Origin of the sequence: Aeromonas sp. S2(2024), from assembly GCF_041402505.1 — a bacterium.
Lineage (GTDB): Bacteria > Pseudomonadota > Gammaproteobacteria > Enterobacterales > Aeromonadaceae > Aeromonas > Aeromonas media.
In genome coordinates this window covers 25,847-42,528 of the sequence record NZ_JBGLRL010000009.1, presented here as the reverse complement: position 1 = coordinate 42,528, position 16,682 = coordinate 25,847, and the positions used below count along the sequence as shown (strand labels likewise).

The following is a 16,682-nucleotide window of genomic DNA, read 5'->3' as shown; positions in this document are numbered from 1 at the left end:
GTCTCGCGGCGGATACTGTAATAAAGCGGCCCCCTTAACGCAATTGATAATCGCTTTCATTATCAGTGCATTTTTTTCACGAGCTTGATATTCTCGGCGGCAATCCCACTCTCATACACCCTTCGGAGGTTCGCATGGGCCGTCGTTTTGCCCTCGCACTCAGCCTGCTCGGCTGTTCAGCCCTTTCCCTGCCTGCTGCCGCGCAGGAACGTATCGTCAGCATAGGCCCGGCCACCACAGAGCTCATTATGGCCCTGGGGGGCGAGCAGAGCCTGGTCGCCACCGACGTCAGCAGCCCTGAACCCAAGGGGCTGCCGAGAGTCGGCTACTACCGCGCCCTGGCTGCCGAAGGGATACTGAGCCTGGCCCCGACCCGACTGGTCGGCAGCGACGAGATGGGGCCGCCACCGGCCCTGGAACAGCTGCGCCGGGCCGGCGTCGAGGTGACAGTGCTGCCGACGGCACCCACCCTGGCCAACCTCAACGAGCGGATCGACGCCCTGGCCGGCTTGCTGGGCAATCAGGCCGCCAGCACCAGGCTGAAGGCCGAGATCGCCGTCCAGAGCGACAAACTGGCGGCCCAGGCGAAACAGAACAAGCCCCTCAGGGTCGCCTTCCTGCTGCTGCACAAGGGCCAACCCACCAGCATAGCCGGCGGCAATACCACCGCCAGCGCCCTGGTGACCCTGGCCGGCGGCGTCAACCCGGTCGCCCGCTTGCACGACTACAAGCCAGTCTCCACCGAATCCCTGATCGAACTGCAACCGGATCTGGTGCTGGTGAGCGGTCGTGACTGGCAGCAATACCAGAGCGTCGACAGCGTGTTGGCACAGGTGCCGGCCCTGGCCGCCACACCGGCAGGCAAGAACAGGGCTATCCACGCCATCGACGGTCACGCCCTGCAAGGGGGGCTCAGCCTGAGATCCTTGCAGCAGGCCAATCAGATAGCCCAGTGGATCAAGCAGGGTTCATGATGCGTCTGCCGCTGCCCTGGCTGCTCGCACTCACCGGCTGCACGCTCGCCCTGCTGCTGGTCGGCTCCCTTGCCACCGGCCCCATGTCGCTATCCTTCGCCGAGAGTCTGCAGGCCCTGTTCGCCGGCAAAGAGAGCGGGATAGAGGCACACAAGCTGTTGATAGTGCAGGAGATCCGCCTGCCACGCACCCTGCTGTGCATCGCCGTGGGGGGCATTCTCGGCCTCTGCGGCGCCGTGATGCAGGGGCTATTTCGCAACCCCCTGGCCGACCCCGGCATCATAGGGGTCTCCGGTGGTGCGGCGCTCGGGGCCGCCCTGGCCATCGTGCTGCTGGCCCCCCTCGGCCAGCAGTTGCAGAGCCTGCTCGGCCTCGGTCTGCTGCCCCTGCTCGCCTTCCTCGGCGGGGCGCTCACCACCACCCTTGTCTATTTGCTGGGCACCCGTGAGGGGGGCACCTCGGTCACCGTTATGCTGCTGGCGGGCGTTGCCATCACGGCGCTGTCAGGGGCCGTGATCGGGCTCCTCACCTACCTCGCTGACGATCAGATGCTGCGCAACCTGAGCCTGTGGCAGATGGGCTCCCTGGCCGCCGGCAAGCCGGTGGACGTGGGGCTGGCGCTGCTGACCCTGGTCGCCCTGCTGTGGCTTTTCATGCGCGATGCCAACCCCCTCAACGCCCTGCTGCTGGGCGAAGGTGAGGCCCGTCATCTGGGGGTCAATGTGCAATGCCTCAAGCGGCGTCTCATCCTGCTCACTGCCGCCGGGGTCGGCGTGGCGGTGGCGGTGGCCGGCATGATCGGCTTCGTCGGCCTGGTGGTGCCCCACCTGGTGAGGCTGCTGGCCGGACCCAATCATGTCAGGCTGCTGCCGCTCAGTGCCCTGCTCGGCGCAGCCCTGCTGCTTGGGGCCGACATGCTGGCCCGCACCCTGCTGGCACCGGCCGAGATGCCGGTGGGCATCATCACCGCCCTGTTGGGTGCCCCCTTCTTCATCTGGCTCTTGGTCAAGAGTCGCCGGACGCTGTAACAGGAGAACGCCACCTTGCCCGGATCCTTCCTGCTCGCTTGCCGCGGGCTCAACCTCACCCGGGGCAATCGCCTCATCCTGGACAACCTGGATCTCGATCTGCATGGGGGCAGCCTGACCGCTCTGCTCGGCCCGAACGGAGCGGGCAAGAGCTCGCTGATCAAGTGCCTGACCGGCGAACTGGCCTATGACGGCAGCATCTCCCTGTTCGGTCGCAAGCGGCAAGAGTGGGCCGGCGATGTCCTGGCCCACAGAGTCGGGGTGTTGCCCCAGAGCTCGTCCCTGAGTTTCCCTTTCCTGTGCGAGGAAGTGGTGGCCATGGGGCGGCTGCCCCACAGCGAACCCGTCAGCCGCCGCAACCAGATAGTGCGGGCCGCCATGACCCACGCCGGGGTCGAGCACCTGGCTGGCCGCCTCTACCCCGGCCTCTCCGGTGGGGAGCGCCAGCGGGTGCAGTTCGCCCGGGTGCTGGCCCAGATCTGGCAGGAGCCGTCACCGGAACGGCTACCCGATCCCGAGCAACCGCGACTGCTGCTGCTCGACGAGCCCACCTCGGCACTCGATCTCAAGTACCAGCATCAGTTGCTCACCATGGCCCGCGCCCTGGCCGCCCGCAATACCGCCGTACTGGTGGTGCTGCACGACCTCAACCTGGCGGCGCGCTACGCCGACCGGCTGGTGATGCTGGAGCAGGGCAGGTTGATGGCGGACGGATCCCCGGCAGAGGTGCTCACCCCGGCGCTCATCGCCCGCCTCTACGATTACCCCGCCCAGGTGATCCACCACCCCGAGACGGGGCAGCCCATGGTCGTGTAATAACGAGCGCATCGCCCTCCCTTTCCACGATTACCCCGCCCAGGTGATCCATCACCCCGAGACGGGGCAGCCTATGGTCGTGTGATAACGAGCGCATCGCCCTCCCTTTCCACACGATTACCCCGCCCAGGTGATCCATCACCCCGAGACGGGGCAACCCATGGTCGTGTGATAACGAGCACATCGCCCTCCCTTTCCGCGACTATCCCGTCCGGCTCCACCCACCACCCCGAGACGGGACAACCCATGGTGGTGTGAATCAAGCCAGGATCTCGAATAGCAAAAGAGCGCCATCAGGCGCTCTTTTGTATGCAACGTGAAGGGTGACTCAGGCGATCTGGTAGCGGCCCGGTTTGTGATTGAGTGTCAACACCAGGTTACAGATGATGGCCGCGACCACTGAGAGCGCCAGCAGCCAGGGGGAGACCACGAAGAAGGAGGCGATGACGATGGCGCAATCAAGCCCCATTTGCAGCTTGCCGGCACGGACGCCGAACTTGTCCTGAATAAACAGCGCCAGAATATTGAAGCCGCCCAGGCTCGCCTTGTGGCGGAACATGATGAGCAGCCCCATGCCGATCAGGGTACCGCCGATCAGGGCCGCATAGACGGGCTCTATCTTGCCTATCTGCAGCACGGCGTTGAGGTGATCCGTCATGAAGGAGACGGTGGCCACGGCGGCGAAGGTGTTGAGGGTGAAGCGCGACCCCATCCTGAGCCAGGCCAGGGCGTAGAACGGCAGGTTCATGGTGAAGAACAGCAGGCCGAAGCTCAGGCCTGTGACCTGCTGCAACAGCAGCGCCAATCCGGCGGTGCCGCCGGTGAGCAGACCGACCTGATGAAACAGGAAGATGCCGAGGGAAACGAAGCCTGCCGCGGTCAGCAGGGCGAGCACATCCTCATAGAGCGGATGGGCCAAACGGGGGGTGTTGTCCATAACCTTATGTCCAGTAGCGAAGTGAAAAGAGTGTCTGAGGCCCGATGACGGGCGCGAGCCCCGTGAGTCGGGACTTCGTTATGGTCACAGTGTCCATTTTGAGTGACCCGGATCACAAGTACGGGACCGAATGCGCCGAAATGGTGCGCGTCAGCGCCGCGTTACAACCCTTGCACCAAAATATGTCATGCCCTCTCCCCTCCCAGCCTGAAGATAACCTGAAAAACCCAGGGTATCTCGCTGTCAGCGAGTCAGAATCGTTCTAAAATGACCCCCTTGCCACTGGCTGCAGAGCGACAGCAGATGAGAGTCAGCGTATTCGGAATAGGTTATGTGGGACTGGTTCAGGCCGCCGTACTGGCCGAGATGGGCCACAGGGTGACCTGTGTGGATGTGGACGCAGCCAAAGTCGAGCGCCTGAGAGAGGGTATCATCCCCATCTTCGAGCCCTGCCTCGCCCCCCTGGTACAGACCAACCACCAGGCAGGCCGTCTGCTGTTCACCACGGATGTGGCCGAGGGGGTGGGTTTTGCCGAACTCATCTTCATCGCGGTCGGCACCCCGCCGGATGAAGATGGCTCGGCCGATCTCAAGCACGTGCTGGCGGTGGCCGGCACCATAGGCCGGCTGATGCAGGGCGGCAAGGTGGTGATCAACAAGAGCACAGTGCCGGTCGGCACCGCCAACCGGGTGCACCAGCATATCGCCGCCATCCTTGCAGAGCGCGGAGTCGACCTCCCCCTCGAGGTGGTCTCCAACCCGGAATTTCTCAAGGAGGGGGCCGCAGTGGCCGACTGCCTGCGGCCGGATCGCATCATCATCGGCACCGGCTCGGCACACGCCATGTCTCTGCTTGAGGAGCTCTATGCCCCCTTCAACCGCAATCGGGATCGCATCATCCAGATGGACGCCCGCAGCGCCGAGCTGACCAAGTATGCCGCCAACGCCATGCTGGCCACCAAGATCTCCTTCATGAACGAGATGGCCACCCTGGCGGAGAAGCTCGGCGCCGACATCGAAGAAGTACGCAAGGGCATAGGCGCCGACCCGCGCATCGGCCACCACTTCATCTATCCCGGCTGCGGCTATGGCGGCTCCTGCTTCCCCAAGGACGTCAAGGCGCTGATCCACACTGCCAGCGAGGCAGGCTGCGATGCCCCCCTGCTGCATGCGGTGGAACGGGTCAACGACGGCCAGAAGCACAAGCTCATGGCCCGCCTGCAGCAGCACTTCGGCAGCGATCTGACGGGACGGACCTTCGCCCTCTGGGGCCTGGCCTTCAAGCCCAACACCGACGACATGCGCGAGGCACCGAGCCGGGTGCTGATGGAGGCGATCTGGGCCGCTGGCGGCAAGGTGCAGGCGTTCGATCCCGAGGCAATGACCGAGGCCCAGCGTCTCTATGGCCTGCGGGACGATCTGACTCTGTGCGGTACTCAGGAAGCGGCCCTCAAGGGAGCCGACGCCCTGCTCATCTGCACCGAATGGCAGCAGTTCCGCGCCCCGGACTTCGAGCTGATACAGCGTACCTTGAAACAGGCCGTCATCATCGACGGTCGCAACCTCTATGATCCGGCCCGCCTGCACCAGCGCGGCTTTACCTACTACGCCATCGGCCGGGGCGACAGTCTGGCCACCGGACTGCACAAGGAGCAACGGCAATGAAATATCTGGTCACCGGTGCCGCCGGATTCATCGGCTTCCATGTGGCGCAGAGGCTCTGCCACGACGGTCATCAGGTGGTCGGCATCGACAATCTCAACGACTACTACGAGGTGAGCCTGAAGGAGGCACGCCTCGCACGGCTCAGCCCCCTGCCCGGCTTTCGCTTCGAGCGCTTGGATCTCGCCGATCGGGTCGCCATGGCCGAGCTGTTCGCGCGCGAGCGGTTCGAGCGGGTGATCCACCTGGGTGCTCAGGCCGGGGTGCGCTATTCCCTCGACAACCCCTTCGCCTACGCCGACAGCAACCTCACCGGCACTCTCACTGTGTTGGAGGGATGCCACCATCACGGGGTCAAGCATCTGGTCTACGCCTCCTCGAGCTCGGTGTACGGCCTGAACGAGCAGATGCCGTTCAAGACCTCGGACGGGGTGGATCACCCTGTCTCCCTCTACGCGGCGAGCAAGAAGGCTAACGAGCTGATGGCCCACTCCTACTCCCACCTCTACGGCCTGCCCACCACGGGTCTGCGCTTCTTCACCGTCTACGGCCCCTGGGGTCGGCCCGACATGGCGCTGTTCAAGTTCGTGCGCGCCATCCTCAAGGGGGAGCCCATCGATATCTACAATCAGGGCCAGCTCAGTCGGGACTTCACCCATATCGACGACATAGTGGAGGGCATAGTGCGCATCGCGGACCGGCCGCCGGTCGGCGACCCGAACTGGCAGGGGCAGACCGATACCAGCCCGGCCCCCTACCGCCTCTTCAACATCGGCAACGGCAGCCCGGTGCGGCTGCTGGACTTCGTGGAGGCCATCGAGACTGCGCTCGGCAAGCCGGCGATCCGCAACCTGCTGCCCATGCAGCCCGGCGACGTGCTCGCCACCTGGGCCGACACCGAGGCGCTGTTCGAGGCGACCGGTTATAAACCCAAGATGGCGCTGCAAGAAGGGGTAGAGAGCTTCGTCGCTTGGTACAAGGCGTATTACCAAGTCTGACCGCGCCGAGAGATCTGACGATGAAGAGGGGCTGCCAATGGCAGCCCCTCTGTTTATCCGACTTATCCGTCTGCTGTCCGGGCTCAGGGCCCGGGGGTATAGCTGAAGGGCTCTATCTGTGGACTGAGACCGCGGCACTCCGGCTTGAGGGCATCCGCGCCAGCCAGCAGCCAGTCGGTGCGATGACGGTTGCCGAGGTTCGTCATCCGCACCGCATCGAAACACACCGTCATGATGTCGGCCGAGCCCAGCACATGGCGCCTGGGCCCGGCCGCCACCCAGGCCGCCGCCTCCCGGGCCTGCTCCCCGTCCCCCAGCAGGTAAGGATAATGGCGCACGGGTTGTAGAGCGAACAGCAGGTGCTGCTCCTTGAAGCCGGCCAGCAACAGCTCGTCGCCCACAGGCACCTGCTGCGCCGCCAGCGCCATCACCCCCTCCGGGGTGCGCATGTCGTTGAGCTTCACGCAGATCCAGCTGGAGTAGATCAGCCAGCCCACCGCCAGCGAGCAGAAGATGGCTGTGAGCGGTGCCCGGCGCAGCAAGGCGTTGAGCAGCAGCAACGCCGCCCCCATCGCCAGCAGGGGCAGCCAGGGCGCCGGGCCCAGATCCCCCAGCTTGCTCGCCAGCTTGGCGCTGAATGCCAGCGCCCCCGCCCCGCCCAAACAGATGATCCCCAGCAGCCAGCCGAGCCCGCCCAGCAGGCGCGCGGGCCAGACCCGCGCCAGCAGCTCGGCGACGAAGGGAGCCGTCAGCAGGGCCAGCGCCGGCGTGCCCGGCGTGACATAGACGCCGCGCTTGCCCGGCGACACCGAGAAGAAGACGATCACCAGCACCAGGTAGCCGAGCAGCAGGATGATGCGCTTGTCCTGCCCCAGGATGGCCTTGCGCCACGCCACCACCAGCCAGGGCAGCAGCAGGGAGACCGGCAGCCAGAACGGCGGGATCACCGAGGTGAGGTAGTACCAGAACGGTTTGACGTGATGCCAGGCGTTGGCATAGCGGGTCACCGTCTGGCGCAGCAGTATGTTGTCCCGGTAGGCCTGCAGCACGGGATCGCCGCTCTGGGCCACGGCGAGCAACATGGGCACCAGCCACAGGCCGATGGCCAGCAGCATGAACAGCAGCCCCGCCAGCCCCTTGAGCCAGTCGCTCCTGGAGGCGGCACGGATCTTCTCGCGGTGGGTCCAGATCGCAGGGATCAGGATTAGCAAGGCCAGCAGCCCCACCCCCTTGGTGATGATGCCAAGCCCGGCGGCGAACCAGCCGAGCCAGTACCAGCGCCAGCCGCCACCGCAGAGCAGGAAGCGGACGAAGCCGTAGACGCCGAGGGTGATGAAGAAGGTGACCAGCGCATCGATCTGCGCCGTCTTGGCCTGCAGGGTGAACTGGAGGGTAAACAGCAGCAACAGCCCTGCCAGGAAGCCCACCGAGGGGTTCCACAGGCGGCGGCCCATGTCCCACACCAGCGTGATGGTCAGCAGACCCGCCAGCAGGGAGGGCAGCAGAAACGCCACCTTGATGGAACCGGTCAGCAGATACCCCAGTGCTATCCCCCACATAAACATGGGGGGTTTGTCCGGGTAGATCTCGCCACCGCGCATGGGGAAGAGCCATTGCCCGCTCTCCACCATCTCCTTGGCGATCAGGGCGAAGCGCGGCTCGTCGGCGGGCCAGGGATCCCGCAGCCCGAGGCCGGCCCCCAGCACCACCAACGCGATCAGCAGCAGCCAGCCGAGAGATCTTTGATTGAGCAGGAAACGGTCATTTACCATGACGAGCCTCATAGTCGTTGACGACCTTGTCCCGCTTCCAGCCTCTGTGCTGGATATCCAGATAGAGGCTGTAGAGCGCGGTAAAGGTGGGGAAGAGGTTCTGCAACACGCCGACCGAGTCCTGTTTGGGCGAGAAGACGAAGTAGCTCAGGGTCATCAGGCTGCCGAGCACGCTCATGTACCAGAACAGGCGCGGGATCACCGGCTTGCCGGCGCGCTTGGAGGCGACGAACTGCACCAGCCAGCGGCCGCCGAACATCAGCGCCCCTGTGTAGCCGATGATCTTCCAGCCCGTCACATGCAGGCCAGTCCAGTCGAACCAGGTCAGCTCCATGGAGAGCAGGGCATCGATCATCGCCATCCTCCCAGGTGCAACCCGCCGACATGCAGGGCAAGCTCATCCCGGTCCAGCCAGATCGACGGCATCGAAAGCAGGGCATCGATCACTCCAATGTCTCCCTGATCTCGACCACCTTGGAGCGGCGCTGCAACCACCAGACGCCGACCACGTCCACCAACCCGACCCAGAGCCGGTTCCAGACGCCATATTTGGAGACACCCGCCTGCCTGGGTCTGTGGTTGACCGGCCAGGGGGACATGCGGCCACCCTGGGCCTGGATCAGGGCCGGGATGTAGCGGTGCATATGGTTGAAGCCGGGCAGGCGCAGATACCAGTCACGGCGCACCACCTTGAGGCCGCAGCCGGTATCCGGGATGCCATCCCGCAGCAGCAGATCGCGAAAACCGTTCGCGAGTTTGGACGAGAGGCGCTTCACCCAGTCATCGCGCCGATTGACGCGATGGCCGATGAGCCCGACCTGGTGCTTGTCCGAGGCGAAGCGACGCCTGGCCTCCTCCAGCATGGCGGGAATGTCGGCCGGATCGTTCTGACCATCGCCATCCAGCACCACCAGCCAGTCACCGCGGCCGTGGCGCACGCCACTCAGTACCGCCATGCTCTGGCCGACGGCCCTCGCATGACGCACCACCTGCAGCGCGGGGAATTGCGCCTTCAGACCGCAGAGCAGGGCGTAGCTGTCATCCTCGCTGCCATCGTCCACATAGATCAGCTCGTAGCTGTATTTCCCCGCCAACGCGGCATCGATCTCGCCGATGAGGGGGGCCAGATTGTCCCGCTCATCCTTGGCGGGCACCACGACAGAGACCTCGATTGAATCAACCATATGCGCTTCCCAATCATGACGAAGGATGCAATCGGTTCGACTGCGCCCCCCATTTCTATTTTATCGACAAGCTGACTAACATCATGCAAATACAAGGCGTTAGGCAGCAAGATCGGCAGTCTATTGCCACAAAAATAATAAATCTATCAATTTGAATTGTGCCATGGAGAAGAGGATCGCGAAGTGCAGCCACCTGGCGTTCGTCGCCAGAGTCTTTTCCTTCTCTGCCAAAAGTTCCATACCGTTTTCATCTCTGATGGCCGAACACATAACCAGATGTTCCATCTCCTGGCTGGCAACCCCCCCATATCGCACCTATATCTTGCGGATACGAAAGACGAGGTATCCATCATGCAGAGACTCTGCACCTGGAGCTGGGGACTCCTGCTACTGCTTGTCACACCATCCTCCCATGCCGATGCCTTTCGCCAGGCCCCGAAGGCGATGAGCGCCCTGCGTCAGGGCGCCGCCATGGAACAAGGCAACCCGAGGCAGGCCATCGCCCACTACTGCACCGCAGCCAACCTTGGTAACCCGGAGGCCTATTATCGCATCGGCCGCCTGCTGGCTCGCGGGCCTCAGGGGATCCGCAGCGCCCGCCACGCCAACGCCTACCTCGCCATGGCCATGCGCCTCGGCAATCAGCAAGCGGCTCGCTACTACAACGAGCGGGTAGGCAATGCCCCCCTTGGCACTTGCGGTATCGGCGGGGGTGGAGGAGGCACCCCCTGGGTGCGCCCCAGCACGCCCTTCGATCAGGATAGCTATCTGGCCCGGCAATCCCGTACCAAGCAGAAGCTGGCCGTCATGATCCGCCAGGCTGCCCACCGTCACAAGGTCGACCCCCAGCTGGCGCTCGCCATCGCCATCGCCGAGTCGAATCTCAACAGCACCGCCGTCTCCCCCAAGCAGGCGCAAGGGGTCATGCAGCTGATTCCCGAAACCCAGGTACGCTTCGGCGTGACCCGCCCCTTCGATGCACAGCAGAACATCCGCGGTGCCATGATCTACCTGAAGTGGCTGGAGAAACAGTTTGGCACTGACTGGGTCAGGATCAGTGCCGCCTACAACGCCGGTGAGCAGGCCGTGATCCGTTATGGCGGCGTACCGCCCTACCAGGAGACCCAGGAGTATGTACAACGGGTGCTCTACTACTCGGGGCAGGACCCGACCAAGGCGATCAAACGGCCACGCTGACGGCTGGCATAAGCAGAACCCATGGCGCCTCACGGTAACGTGATGAATCCTATCGAGCCAGGCTTAAGGAAGTCTTAAGCCCGCACACCGCGGAATCTGGCCAACCGTTTGTCCTGTGGCGCTCCCTCTTATCTCCCCTCTTCTTTCCCCTCTGCCGAAAGGACTCTCCGCACAACATGCCCCCGGTTGTCTACTTTGCCGCCCCCTTCCCATTGGTTTACAATCGACGGGTTTTTTGGAACCGGGTCGGCCCCTGCCGACCAGGCCCCACCACGACGTCAGTTTGTTAATGTAAAAACATTAAACTACTGAAAAGGAAGAGAATTAGCCAATGGCTCAATTTATTTACACGATGAACCATTGAGGCAAGCTGAAAGCCAGCTAGAGCTAACAAGAGCCGCATAAAGCTGGCAAATTCAGAACCTTACAATCAATATCCGACAGCTAACCTCGGCTTTCCATAGCTCTTTTCGTGGCCCCATTTTGGCCCCAAACCCATCAGTTCTGTATTTTTTGGCCCCAGGATGGCCCCAATTTTGGGAGCCTTTTTGCTGGCGATAGTGGCTCCAATCACCAATAGATAAAGCGCTGTCAGATCTGACAGTTGCCAAGATGGAAAGGGGGGCAATGAGAGAATGGCTCGTTGATTTACCTGAAGCAGTAATGGCCACATTGCGTGGCCATTGTCATATCAGCGGGTGAGGTCTTCTATCTGGGTCACCTTGCCATTGATGATGGTCACGGCCTGAGGAATGTCGCTTTCGCGGGCCTGATATGTCCAGCGCTCCCCGATCTTTGGGGCATCCAGAAGACGCTCGTCAATGATGTCCTCCTTCATCTGCGGTTGACCGCACTTCTTCTGCACGTTGAAAGATGAGTCTCCTTCGCTGATCAATGCGCTCTTACATCGCATGGCTCCGGCCTGGGATGTCAGGGGTACAAGAGCGATCAAACACAGTAGCATCCATTTGTTCATAGCTGATCCTTGTCAGAGGTTTAGTGGTCGATTACAGGCACTTATTGTAGTTCGACCTCACCGATATGGACTCAAACTTCTATCTCATAGGTTGGCAGATCCGGAGCTTCACCCTCCAGCTCTCCCCCACGGTAGAACGCCTTCTGGCCGATGGCCACCCCTCCCCCTCGCACGATCACCACGCCCCCGCCCGGTGTTTCCAGCGTGGTACTGGTGTCCGTCGTTGCGCTGACGGTACCGACCAGCAGCGGGTCAGCACCGGGGATCAGCTCCTGGAACTGCTTGAACAGGTTCATACAAATCGCTCCACACTCAGTTGCTGGCGTACCGTCATGGCCCGGCCCTGCAATTCAACCGCGACCCTGACGCCTCTGTTAAAGCCCTTCCAGCCATCCACCGCGAGCAATGCCCCGGGCAGGATGAGACCCGTATCGGCAGACAACGGCAGCTGTATGGTCTGGGTGCGCCTCGGTATGGTCTTGGCCAACCCCACCACCCCCTGGGCGCGTGCTGCCACCACATCGCACACTAGCGGGTGGGTGATGGCCGGTGCTTGTCGCTCCCCTGCTGTGCCTTGGCGCAGCACCCGGGCACTGATGCCCTGATGACCACCGCTGACATAGATGCCGTTCGCCGCCTGCCCCGGCTGGAAGTCGCTGCCCAGCGTCGTGATGATGGCGCGGGGGATGGCCACGTCGGCCAGCGCCCCGTCGAGCTGCCAGGGCACGGTCGGATAGCGAGGCTTGATGACCAGGTGCCGATCGCGCTGGTGCGGCAGCACGAACCCACCCGCCGCCTCGGCCAGGTACTTGATCGCCTCGATGGGAGTCTGATTGTCCAGGCTGAAGAAACCGCCAGGTACCAGCCAATCCGGCGCCTGCCAGTCCAGGGTCCAGCCGAACGGCAGCAGGGCCTCCGCCAACTGAGCCATGGTGGCCGCAGCGCTCTCGCTCACCGATTGCGCCAATACATGGGTCGGCGACAGGTAGGCGGTGCGAGAGCGCCCGGTGAGGGTGGCCGACTCGCGGGCAAAGCTCTGGCTCGACTGCCAGCCATCACACACGCAGTCCCACTGCTGGCCGTTGACATGGATGCTTACCTCCTCCTCGTCCGTCATTTCGGCCGCCGCGATGCGCGGGATCTGGGCCGTGAACTGCCAGGCCCAGGAGTCGGTATCGAGTTCGATGCTCAGCGAGGTGGCGGGAATGTCGAGCCCGTCCCTGACTCGTACTATCTGTGCTGCGTTGCTCACCAGGTAAACCCTCCGAGTTGGAATAACGATGTGGGCCTGCCCAAACCAGACAAACTCCAGGGAGGCGTCACCCCGGGGGCGGCCGAACGCCAGCGCCTTGGTGCGCTTGTCCGGCCGCTCCGGCTTGATGGGCGGCTTGGGGGGCGGGCTGGTCCCCCAAGGGGGCTGCATCGCCTCCTCCCAGCGCGACAGCCAGCCCTTGTGCAGCTGCAGGCCAAGCTGCCAGCGCTGATCCCCCAGGGTGACGCCGAGCGGGGTGGCCTCCTGCCAGCGGTCGGCTTGCCACACCTTGTCCTGACGCGGGGGGTTGCGAAACCCGCTCACCTGCCAGCGCCCCACCGGCGCCCCCTCTACCCAGAGCGAGCGGGTCACGGCATGGCCGGGTGGCAAGCTGTCGAAGCCATGGCCGTTGCTTGCGCCGAGGGCCTGCCCCTCGTCGAACGGCACCAGCACCGCGCCATCCTCCCGGGGCAGCTGCTCGGTCAGGCCGGTCCACTCGGCCTGCAGGGGGCTGGCCTCCTGCCAGGTGCTGGGGCGGGTCGCCGGGACCAGCTCAGGCCGCTGCCAGTCGCTTTGCACTGCCCGGGTCACCAGAGCTGCCCGCTCGAAATGATCGGTGCTGGTGTGGCTCGGCCCCCGGAACACGTTGATGTCGTGGCCGGCCTCGATGGCAGGCAGCAGGGGGCGGGCCGTGCTGGCCAGGGTCGCCTCGATCACCACGGCGGCGCCTATCTCGACCGCCGGCAGCGGCGCCGTGGCAAGCAGGTCGGCGGGGTAAACCGGCGTCATAACCAGGGTGGCCTGGGGCGCTGGCACGGTCCCCTGCAGTACGCTGGGCAACACCAGCCCAGGCGAACAGGCCAGGCTGGGCGGCAGGCTGGTGCCCTGCAACACGGCCTCATAGCGCACCACCAGGAGCGGATTCAGCTCCAGGGCGGCGGTGGCCTTGCGGGCCTTGCGCAGTTCAAGCCGGGCGTCTGTTCTGGCCATGCTGACCTCGGGGCTCAGGAGGAGCGGTTAGGGTTCTGTGATAATGGCGCTGTTGATGCGCACCATGGCGCCGGTGAACAGCTCGGTGGCGGGGATCTCGATGTCGGCACCGAGGCCGGGCGGCCCCACCTCCAGATCCGCCACAAAGTCGCCGTCCCGGTTGGCGATGCGCCCCCAGGCATGGATACCGCTGGCAGTTGCCATCTGCTCGGCCAGGGGCTTGAGGGTCAGCACCCCGCCCGTCACGCTCTGGGTGCAGGGGTGGGGGAACTGCAGCGCCACCAACAGCACCTGGGTGGTGATGGCCGCCCCGGGGGCGGGTCTGGGGCCGGTGTAGATCTTGAGGGTCGCGACACCCGCGCTGCCCTCGTCGATGGCGGCTGCCAGCAGCTGGGCGCGGCTGGTGCGTAGGGCATCAGAGAAAACGAGCATATCAACCTCCGCAGATAGTGCTGCAGGTAGTGCGTCCCGGTCAGACCAGGCCGACCCCCTCACCGGGGGCGTAAGGGGTGGGGAGCTGGTAGTCGGCCGCCACGGCGTTGTAATCGGCGGGCCCGAAGGCGGGATCGTCCTGGGCGACCAGCATGTAACGGCGGTTGAGCCAGAGCAGATCGAACCGGTATTTGCCGTCACCGGCCCGGCTGTAGGTCTCCCCGATGAGGTTGCCCGCTTGGTCAAAGCAGAGCACCCGCCGCCGGACCCCCTCCCCGTCGATGGTGACCGTGCTCTCGATATAGCCCTGCAACGCGTTTTGGTTGCCATCCCTGACCCAGGCCAGATCCTGGCCTTTGCAGAGCGGGTCTGCCGTCACTGCAGCCGCCAACATGGGGCCAGCGAACAGCGGCGGTCTGCCGCGCCAAGCCACATCCTGCGGCTGGAACTGGCTGCGGGGCTCTTGGTTGGCAGCCACTGCCGTCATGCTGACCGGCATGAACATGGGTGGGGAAATTTTAAACGATGCTCTTGCATCAATTTCTGATTTGGTTAATGGCCGGTTATATGTTGCCACATCGGCCACACAAGATACTCCTGATGTATTTTGTGTGTGATACCTCATTCCTAATACTAGATATGAGTTAGCCACTGGTATGAGTAGGTTGCCAGGTAAAAAAAGTTGAGTTTTAACACCATCAATATAAACAACCGTTTCATTGGTGCCTTGCTCATACTGTATGACCAAGTGCATACCATCACGCAATAGCTCACTTAGAGGAAAAGGCATGTCGGCACTAATAAAACTACCCTGACCATTTTCACAATGTAATCTCAACAACCCTGGGATGGTGTGATTTGAATATACAAACAACCTTCCTAGCGAGCCGCCTATAGTGGCATTAAAGCAAAATGGGCATATATCAAAAAGGGTTTCGCTATATTCACTTGGCCCGGCAAAATACAGCTCCATCGAAACCATTCCTGGCAGCGATGCCATCAGGACTCTGCCATGAATGGACGTATTGACAGCATTGACTCCTGGGTTCGCTGACTGAAAGGTTGGCATCATGTCATTTGACAATATTTTCCCTTGATTAAATCCACCAACAATAGATAGATGTTTACCATTACCACTGTGGTCAACCCCGTCATTCCATAGTGGCCAATACGCCAACAGGCCAGCCGTGTTTTTAATGGTTTGATATAACGTTGCCATCGCTTACCTCCATGGGCCGGTAAGGTCAAAGCCCATCAGGCAAGTCTGCCCAGCGGTATTGTTATCTTCCTGAAACCCCACCCTGACAAACCGCAACAACTTGCCAGGCATGGCAGGCAGGTCTTTGAAGTTCTTCCTGTCCCATGTCCCTATGCTGGCAAACGGGCACACCAAACCGGGCAAATAGCCACGCAGGTGGTTGCCACTCTCGATCACCATGGTGGGATCCTGGGTTACATAAAAGCCATTGTCCGGGCCGTTGGGGATGTTCAAGCCGCTGCCGAATCGACCAAACAGCCCTTTCAAAAACCAGTTGGTGGCACCGAATAGCTGGTGATAAGGCCGGGCAATTACCCGGTGGGTGGCGTTGTCAAAATTGGGGTACAGGTTGCCCCACGCTGAATAGCCACTTGATCCCTGTTGCCAGTTACGCCCCAGCTCATTGGCATTGGTGGTCGGATAGTGGTTAATCACGGCATGATAGCGGTCTCCTGGCCGAACCGAGCGGATATAGCCAAAGCTATACATAAACTGGTAGTTCCCTGCCGCATAAGCAGGCATGAAGTAAAACAGCTGGCTATCGCCCACCAGATCCCAGCGCCGGTTGGAAAAGCGCCCGGTACAAGGCCAGCGCCACTCCCCAATAGTGGTGTAACTGTTGATATCCACCACATCCTCAACCATCGCCACCTTGGCCAGATAGTTGAAATAGGTTGCCCCCATCCACCCCGTAAACGCCGAATTGTCAATGCGCAAGCTGACATTGCCCGATTCGCTGACGTTGGTGGGGCGTACAATAAACACCTTACCGTCACCACTCTCATGGGTGATCGTCCAGCCAAGCGGCGCCACCTTCATCGTCATTGCCGCGCCGGAACCCGCCGCGCCAGGGTTGCCGCCGTCAATCTCGAACCACACCTGGGTGCTGCTGACCTGCATCACCCGATGCTCGCCGTTATAGGCGGCAGGGGATACCCCATCGACCTGGATAACTGAGTCTTGCTGATAGGCATGGCCGCCGCTAAAGGTGGCCACCGCCCACCCCTTGGCAGCATCAAACGACAGGGCATTAATCGTCAGGGTGCCAAAGCCGGTGACCAGTACCGCCTTGAGCAGCGCAGCCAGGGCGCCGTCTGCGGTATCGCCCAGGCTCGGGGCACCTTGCATTTCGCTTGCAAACCATTTGACTTTGTATTCAGCCATGTTGCCGTTCTCCATTGCGGGGCATTTTGCCCCACAGAAAAA

Annotated in this window: 16 protein-coding genes; 6 read left to right on the top strand and 10 right to left on the bottom strand. The window is 62.6% G+C overall.

Annotated features, from left to right (window positions below; all coding sequences use genetic code 11):
* Positions 1-134 precede the first annotated feature (134 nt).
* Genes ACB039_RS11245 through ACB039_RS11235 form a run of 3 tightly spaced genes read left to right on the top strand, consistent with a single transcriptional unit; the run spans position 135 to position 2,818 of the window.
* Positions 135-974 carry a hemin ABC transporter substrate-binding protein gene (locus ACB039_RS11245; protein WP_371165698.1) on the top strand — a complete coding sequence of 280 codons (840 nt, stop codon included), beginning with the start codon at positions 135-137 and terminating at the stop codon, positions 972-974.
* Complete coding sequence (locus ACB039_RS11240; protein WP_043130417.1) at positions 971-2,002, top strand: iron ABC transporter permease; 1,032 nt, start codon at positions 971-973, stop codon at positions 2,000-2,002. The genes ACB039_RS11245 and ACB039_RS11240 overlap by 4 nt, the downstream gene beginning before the upstream one ends.
* Before the next feature lie 15 nt (positions 2,003-2,017).
* Entirely contained in the window at positions 2,018-2,818 is an 801-nt protein-coding gene (locus ACB039_RS11235) for a heme ABC transporter ATP-binding protein (protein ID WP_371165697.1), read from the top strand.
* 328 nt (positions 2,819-3,146) lie between these two features.
* On the opposite strand, the gene ACB039_RS11230 is transcribed toward ACB039_RS11235, so the two are convergent.
* Complete coding sequence (locus ACB039_RS11230) at positions 3,147-3,755, bottom strand: YitT family protein (protein WP_371165696.1); 609 nt, start codon at positions 3,753-3,755, stop codon at positions 3,147-3,149.
* Between the two features lie 303 nt (positions 3,756-4,058).
* Here ACB039_RS11230 and ACB039_RS11225 point away from each other — a divergent pair, with 303 nt between their 5' ends.
* Positions 4,059-5,420, top strand: a complete 1,362-nt coding sequence (locus tag ACB039_RS11225; protein ID WP_371165695.1) for a UDP-glucose/GDP-mannose dehydrogenase family protein — start codon at positions 4,059-4,061, stop codon at positions 5,418-5,420.
* A complete protein-coding gene (locus ACB039_RS11220) occupies positions 5,417-6,415 on the top strand; it encodes an NAD-dependent epimerase (protein ID WP_005329119.1) in 999 nt (332 codons plus the stop codon). The genes ACB039_RS11225 and ACB039_RS11220 overlap by 4 nt, the downstream gene beginning before the upstream one ends.
* An 83-nt stretch (positions 6,416-6,498) precedes the next feature.
* On the opposite strand, the gene ACB039_RS11215 is transcribed toward ACB039_RS11220, so the two are convergent.
* From ACB039_RS11215 to ACB039_RS11205, 3 genes are all read right to left on the bottom strand, one after another.
* Positions 6,499-8,187 (bottom strand): ArnT family glycosyltransferase, encoded by a 1,689-nt coding sequence (locus ACB039_RS11215; protein ID WP_371165694.1) that lies wholly within the window; start codon positions 8,185-8,187, stop codon positions 6,499-6,501.
* Positions 8,177-8,542: a lipid-A-disaccharide synthase N-terminal domain-containing protein gene (locus ACB039_RS11210; protein WP_041206328.1), complete on the bottom strand. Its 366-nt coding sequence runs from the start codon at positions 8,540-8,542 to the stop codon at positions 8,177-8,179. The genes ACB039_RS11215 and ACB039_RS11210 overlap by 11 nt, the downstream gene beginning before the upstream one ends.
* Positions 8,543-8,630: 88 nt before the next feature.
* Positions 8,631-9,371 carry a glycosyltransferase family 2 protein gene (locus tag ACB039_RS11205; RefSeq protein ID WP_005329116.1) on the bottom strand — a complete coding sequence of 247 codons (741 nt, stop codon included), beginning with the start codon at positions 9,369-9,371 and terminating at the stop codon, positions 8,631-8,633.
* Between the two features lie 351 nt (positions 9,372-9,722).
* Here ACB039_RS11205 and ACB039_RS11200 point away from each other — a divergent pair, with 351 nt between their 5' ends.
* Positions 9,723-10,568, top strand: a complete 846-nt coding sequence (locus ACB039_RS11200; RefSeq protein ID WP_041206330.1) for a lytic transglycosylase domain-containing protein — start codon at positions 9,723-9,725, stop codon at positions 10,566-10,568.
* Between the two features lie 691 nt (positions 10,569-11,259).
* Here ACB039_RS11200 and ACB039_RS11195 read toward each other — a convergent pair.
* The 6 genes from ACB039_RS11195 to ACB039_RS11170 form a co-directional block, all read right to left on the bottom strand.
* Positions 11,260-11,544, bottom strand: a complete 285-nt coding sequence (locus ACB039_RS11195) for a DUF2845 domain-containing protein (protein ID WP_280094160.1) — start codon at positions 11,542-11,544, stop codon at positions 11,260-11,262.
* A 71-nt stretch (positions 11,545-11,615) separates the two neighbouring features.
* The gene (locus ACB039_RS11190) at positions 11,616-11,840 is read right to left on the bottom strand and encodes a hypothetical protein (RefSeq protein ID WP_371165693.1); all 225 of its coding nucleotides are present in this window, start codon (positions 11,838-11,840) and stop codon (positions 11,616-11,618) included.
* Positions 11,837-13,786, bottom strand: a complete 1,950-nt coding sequence (locus ACB039_RS11185) for a hypothetical protein (protein WP_371165692.1) — start codon at positions 13,784-13,786, stop codon at positions 11,837-11,839. The genes ACB039_RS11190 and ACB039_RS11185 overlap by 4 nt, the downstream gene beginning before the upstream one ends.
* A 27-nt stretch (positions 13,787-13,813) precedes the next feature.
* Positions 13,814-14,218, bottom strand: coding sequence for a hypothetical protein (locus ACB039_RS11180; protein WP_371165691.1), 405 nt, complete (start codon positions 14,216-14,218; stop codon positions 13,814-13,816).
* 40 nt (positions 14,219-14,258) lie between these two features.
* On the bottom strand, positions 14,259-15,437 hold the full coding sequence (locus ACB039_RS11175; RefSeq protein ID WP_371165690.1) for a hypothetical protein: 1,179 nt from the start codon (positions 15,435-15,437) through the stop codon (positions 14,259-14,261).
* Positions 15,438-15,440: 3 nt separating this feature from the next.
* Positions 15,441-16,640: a hypothetical protein gene (locus ACB039_RS11170; protein ID WP_371165689.1), complete on the bottom strand. Its 1,200-nt coding sequence runs from the start codon at positions 16,638-16,640 to the stop codon at positions 15,441-15,443.
* Positions 16,641-16,682 lie beyond the last annotated feature (42 nt).

Excerpts from the sequence above, each read along its gene's own strand:
- ACB039_RS11195 (WP_280094160.1), bottom strand. The coding sequence starts at position 11,544 with ATGAACAAATGGATGCTACTGTGTTTGATCGCTCTTGTACCCCTGACA.
- ACB039_RS11225 (WP_371165695.1), top strand. The coding sequence starts at position 4,059 with ATGAGAGTCAGCGTATTCGGAATAGGTTATGTGGGACTGGTTCAGGCC.
- ACB039_RS11180 (WP_371165691.1), bottom strand. The coding sequence starts at position 14,218 with ATGCTCGTTTTCTCTGATGCCCTACGCACCAGCCGCGCCCAGCTGCTG.
- ACB039_RS11190 (WP_371165693.1), bottom strand. The coding sequence starts at position 11,840 with ATGAACCTGTTCAAGCAGTTCCAGGAGCTGATCCCCGGTGCTGACCCG.
- ACB039_RS11200 (WP_041206330.1), top strand. The coding sequence starts at position 9,723 with ATGCAGAGACTCTGCACCTGGAGCTGGGGACTCCTGCTACTGCTTGTC.
- ACB039_RS11245 (WP_371165698.1), top strand. The coding sequence starts at position 135 with ATGGGCCGTCGTTTTGCCCTCGCACTCAGCCTGCTCGGCTGTTCAGCC.
- ACB039_RS11205 (WP_005329116.1), bottom strand. The coding sequence starts at position 9,371 with ATGGTTGATTCAATCGAGGTCTCTGTCGTGGTGCCCGCCAAGGATGAG.
- ACB039_RS11215 (WP_371165694.1), bottom strand. The coding sequence starts at position 8,187 with ATGGTAAATGACCGTTTCCTGCTCAATCAAAGATCTCTCGGCTGGCTG.
- ACB039_RS11220 (WP_005329119.1), top strand. The coding sequence starts at position 5,417 with ATGAAATATCTGGTCACCGGTGCCGCCGGATTCATCGGCTTCCATGTG.
- ACB039_RS11175 (WP_371165690.1), bottom strand. The coding sequence starts at position 15,437 with ATGGCAACGTTATATCAAACCATTAAAAACACGGCTGGCCTGTTGGCG.
- ACB039_RS11240 (WP_043130417.1), top strand. The coding sequence starts at position 971 with ATGATGCGTCTGCCGCTGCCCTGGCTGCTCGCACTCACCGGCTGCACG.
- ACB039_RS11185 (WP_371165692.1), bottom strand. The coding sequence starts at position 13,786 with ATGGCCAGAACAGACGCCCGGCTTGAACTGCGCAAGGCCCGCAAGGCC.
- ACB039_RS11230 (WP_371165696.1), bottom strand. The coding sequence starts at position 3,755 with ATGGACAACACCCCCCGTTTGGCCCATCCGCTCTATGAGGATGTGCTC.
- ACB039_RS11210 (WP_041206328.1), bottom strand. The coding sequence starts at position 8,542 with ATGATCGATGCCCTGCTCTCCATGGAGCTGACCTGGTTCGACTGGACT.
- ACB039_RS11170 (WP_371165689.1), bottom strand. The coding sequence starts at position 16,640 with ATGGCTGAATACAAAGTCAAATGGTTTGCAAGCGAAATGCAAGGTGCC.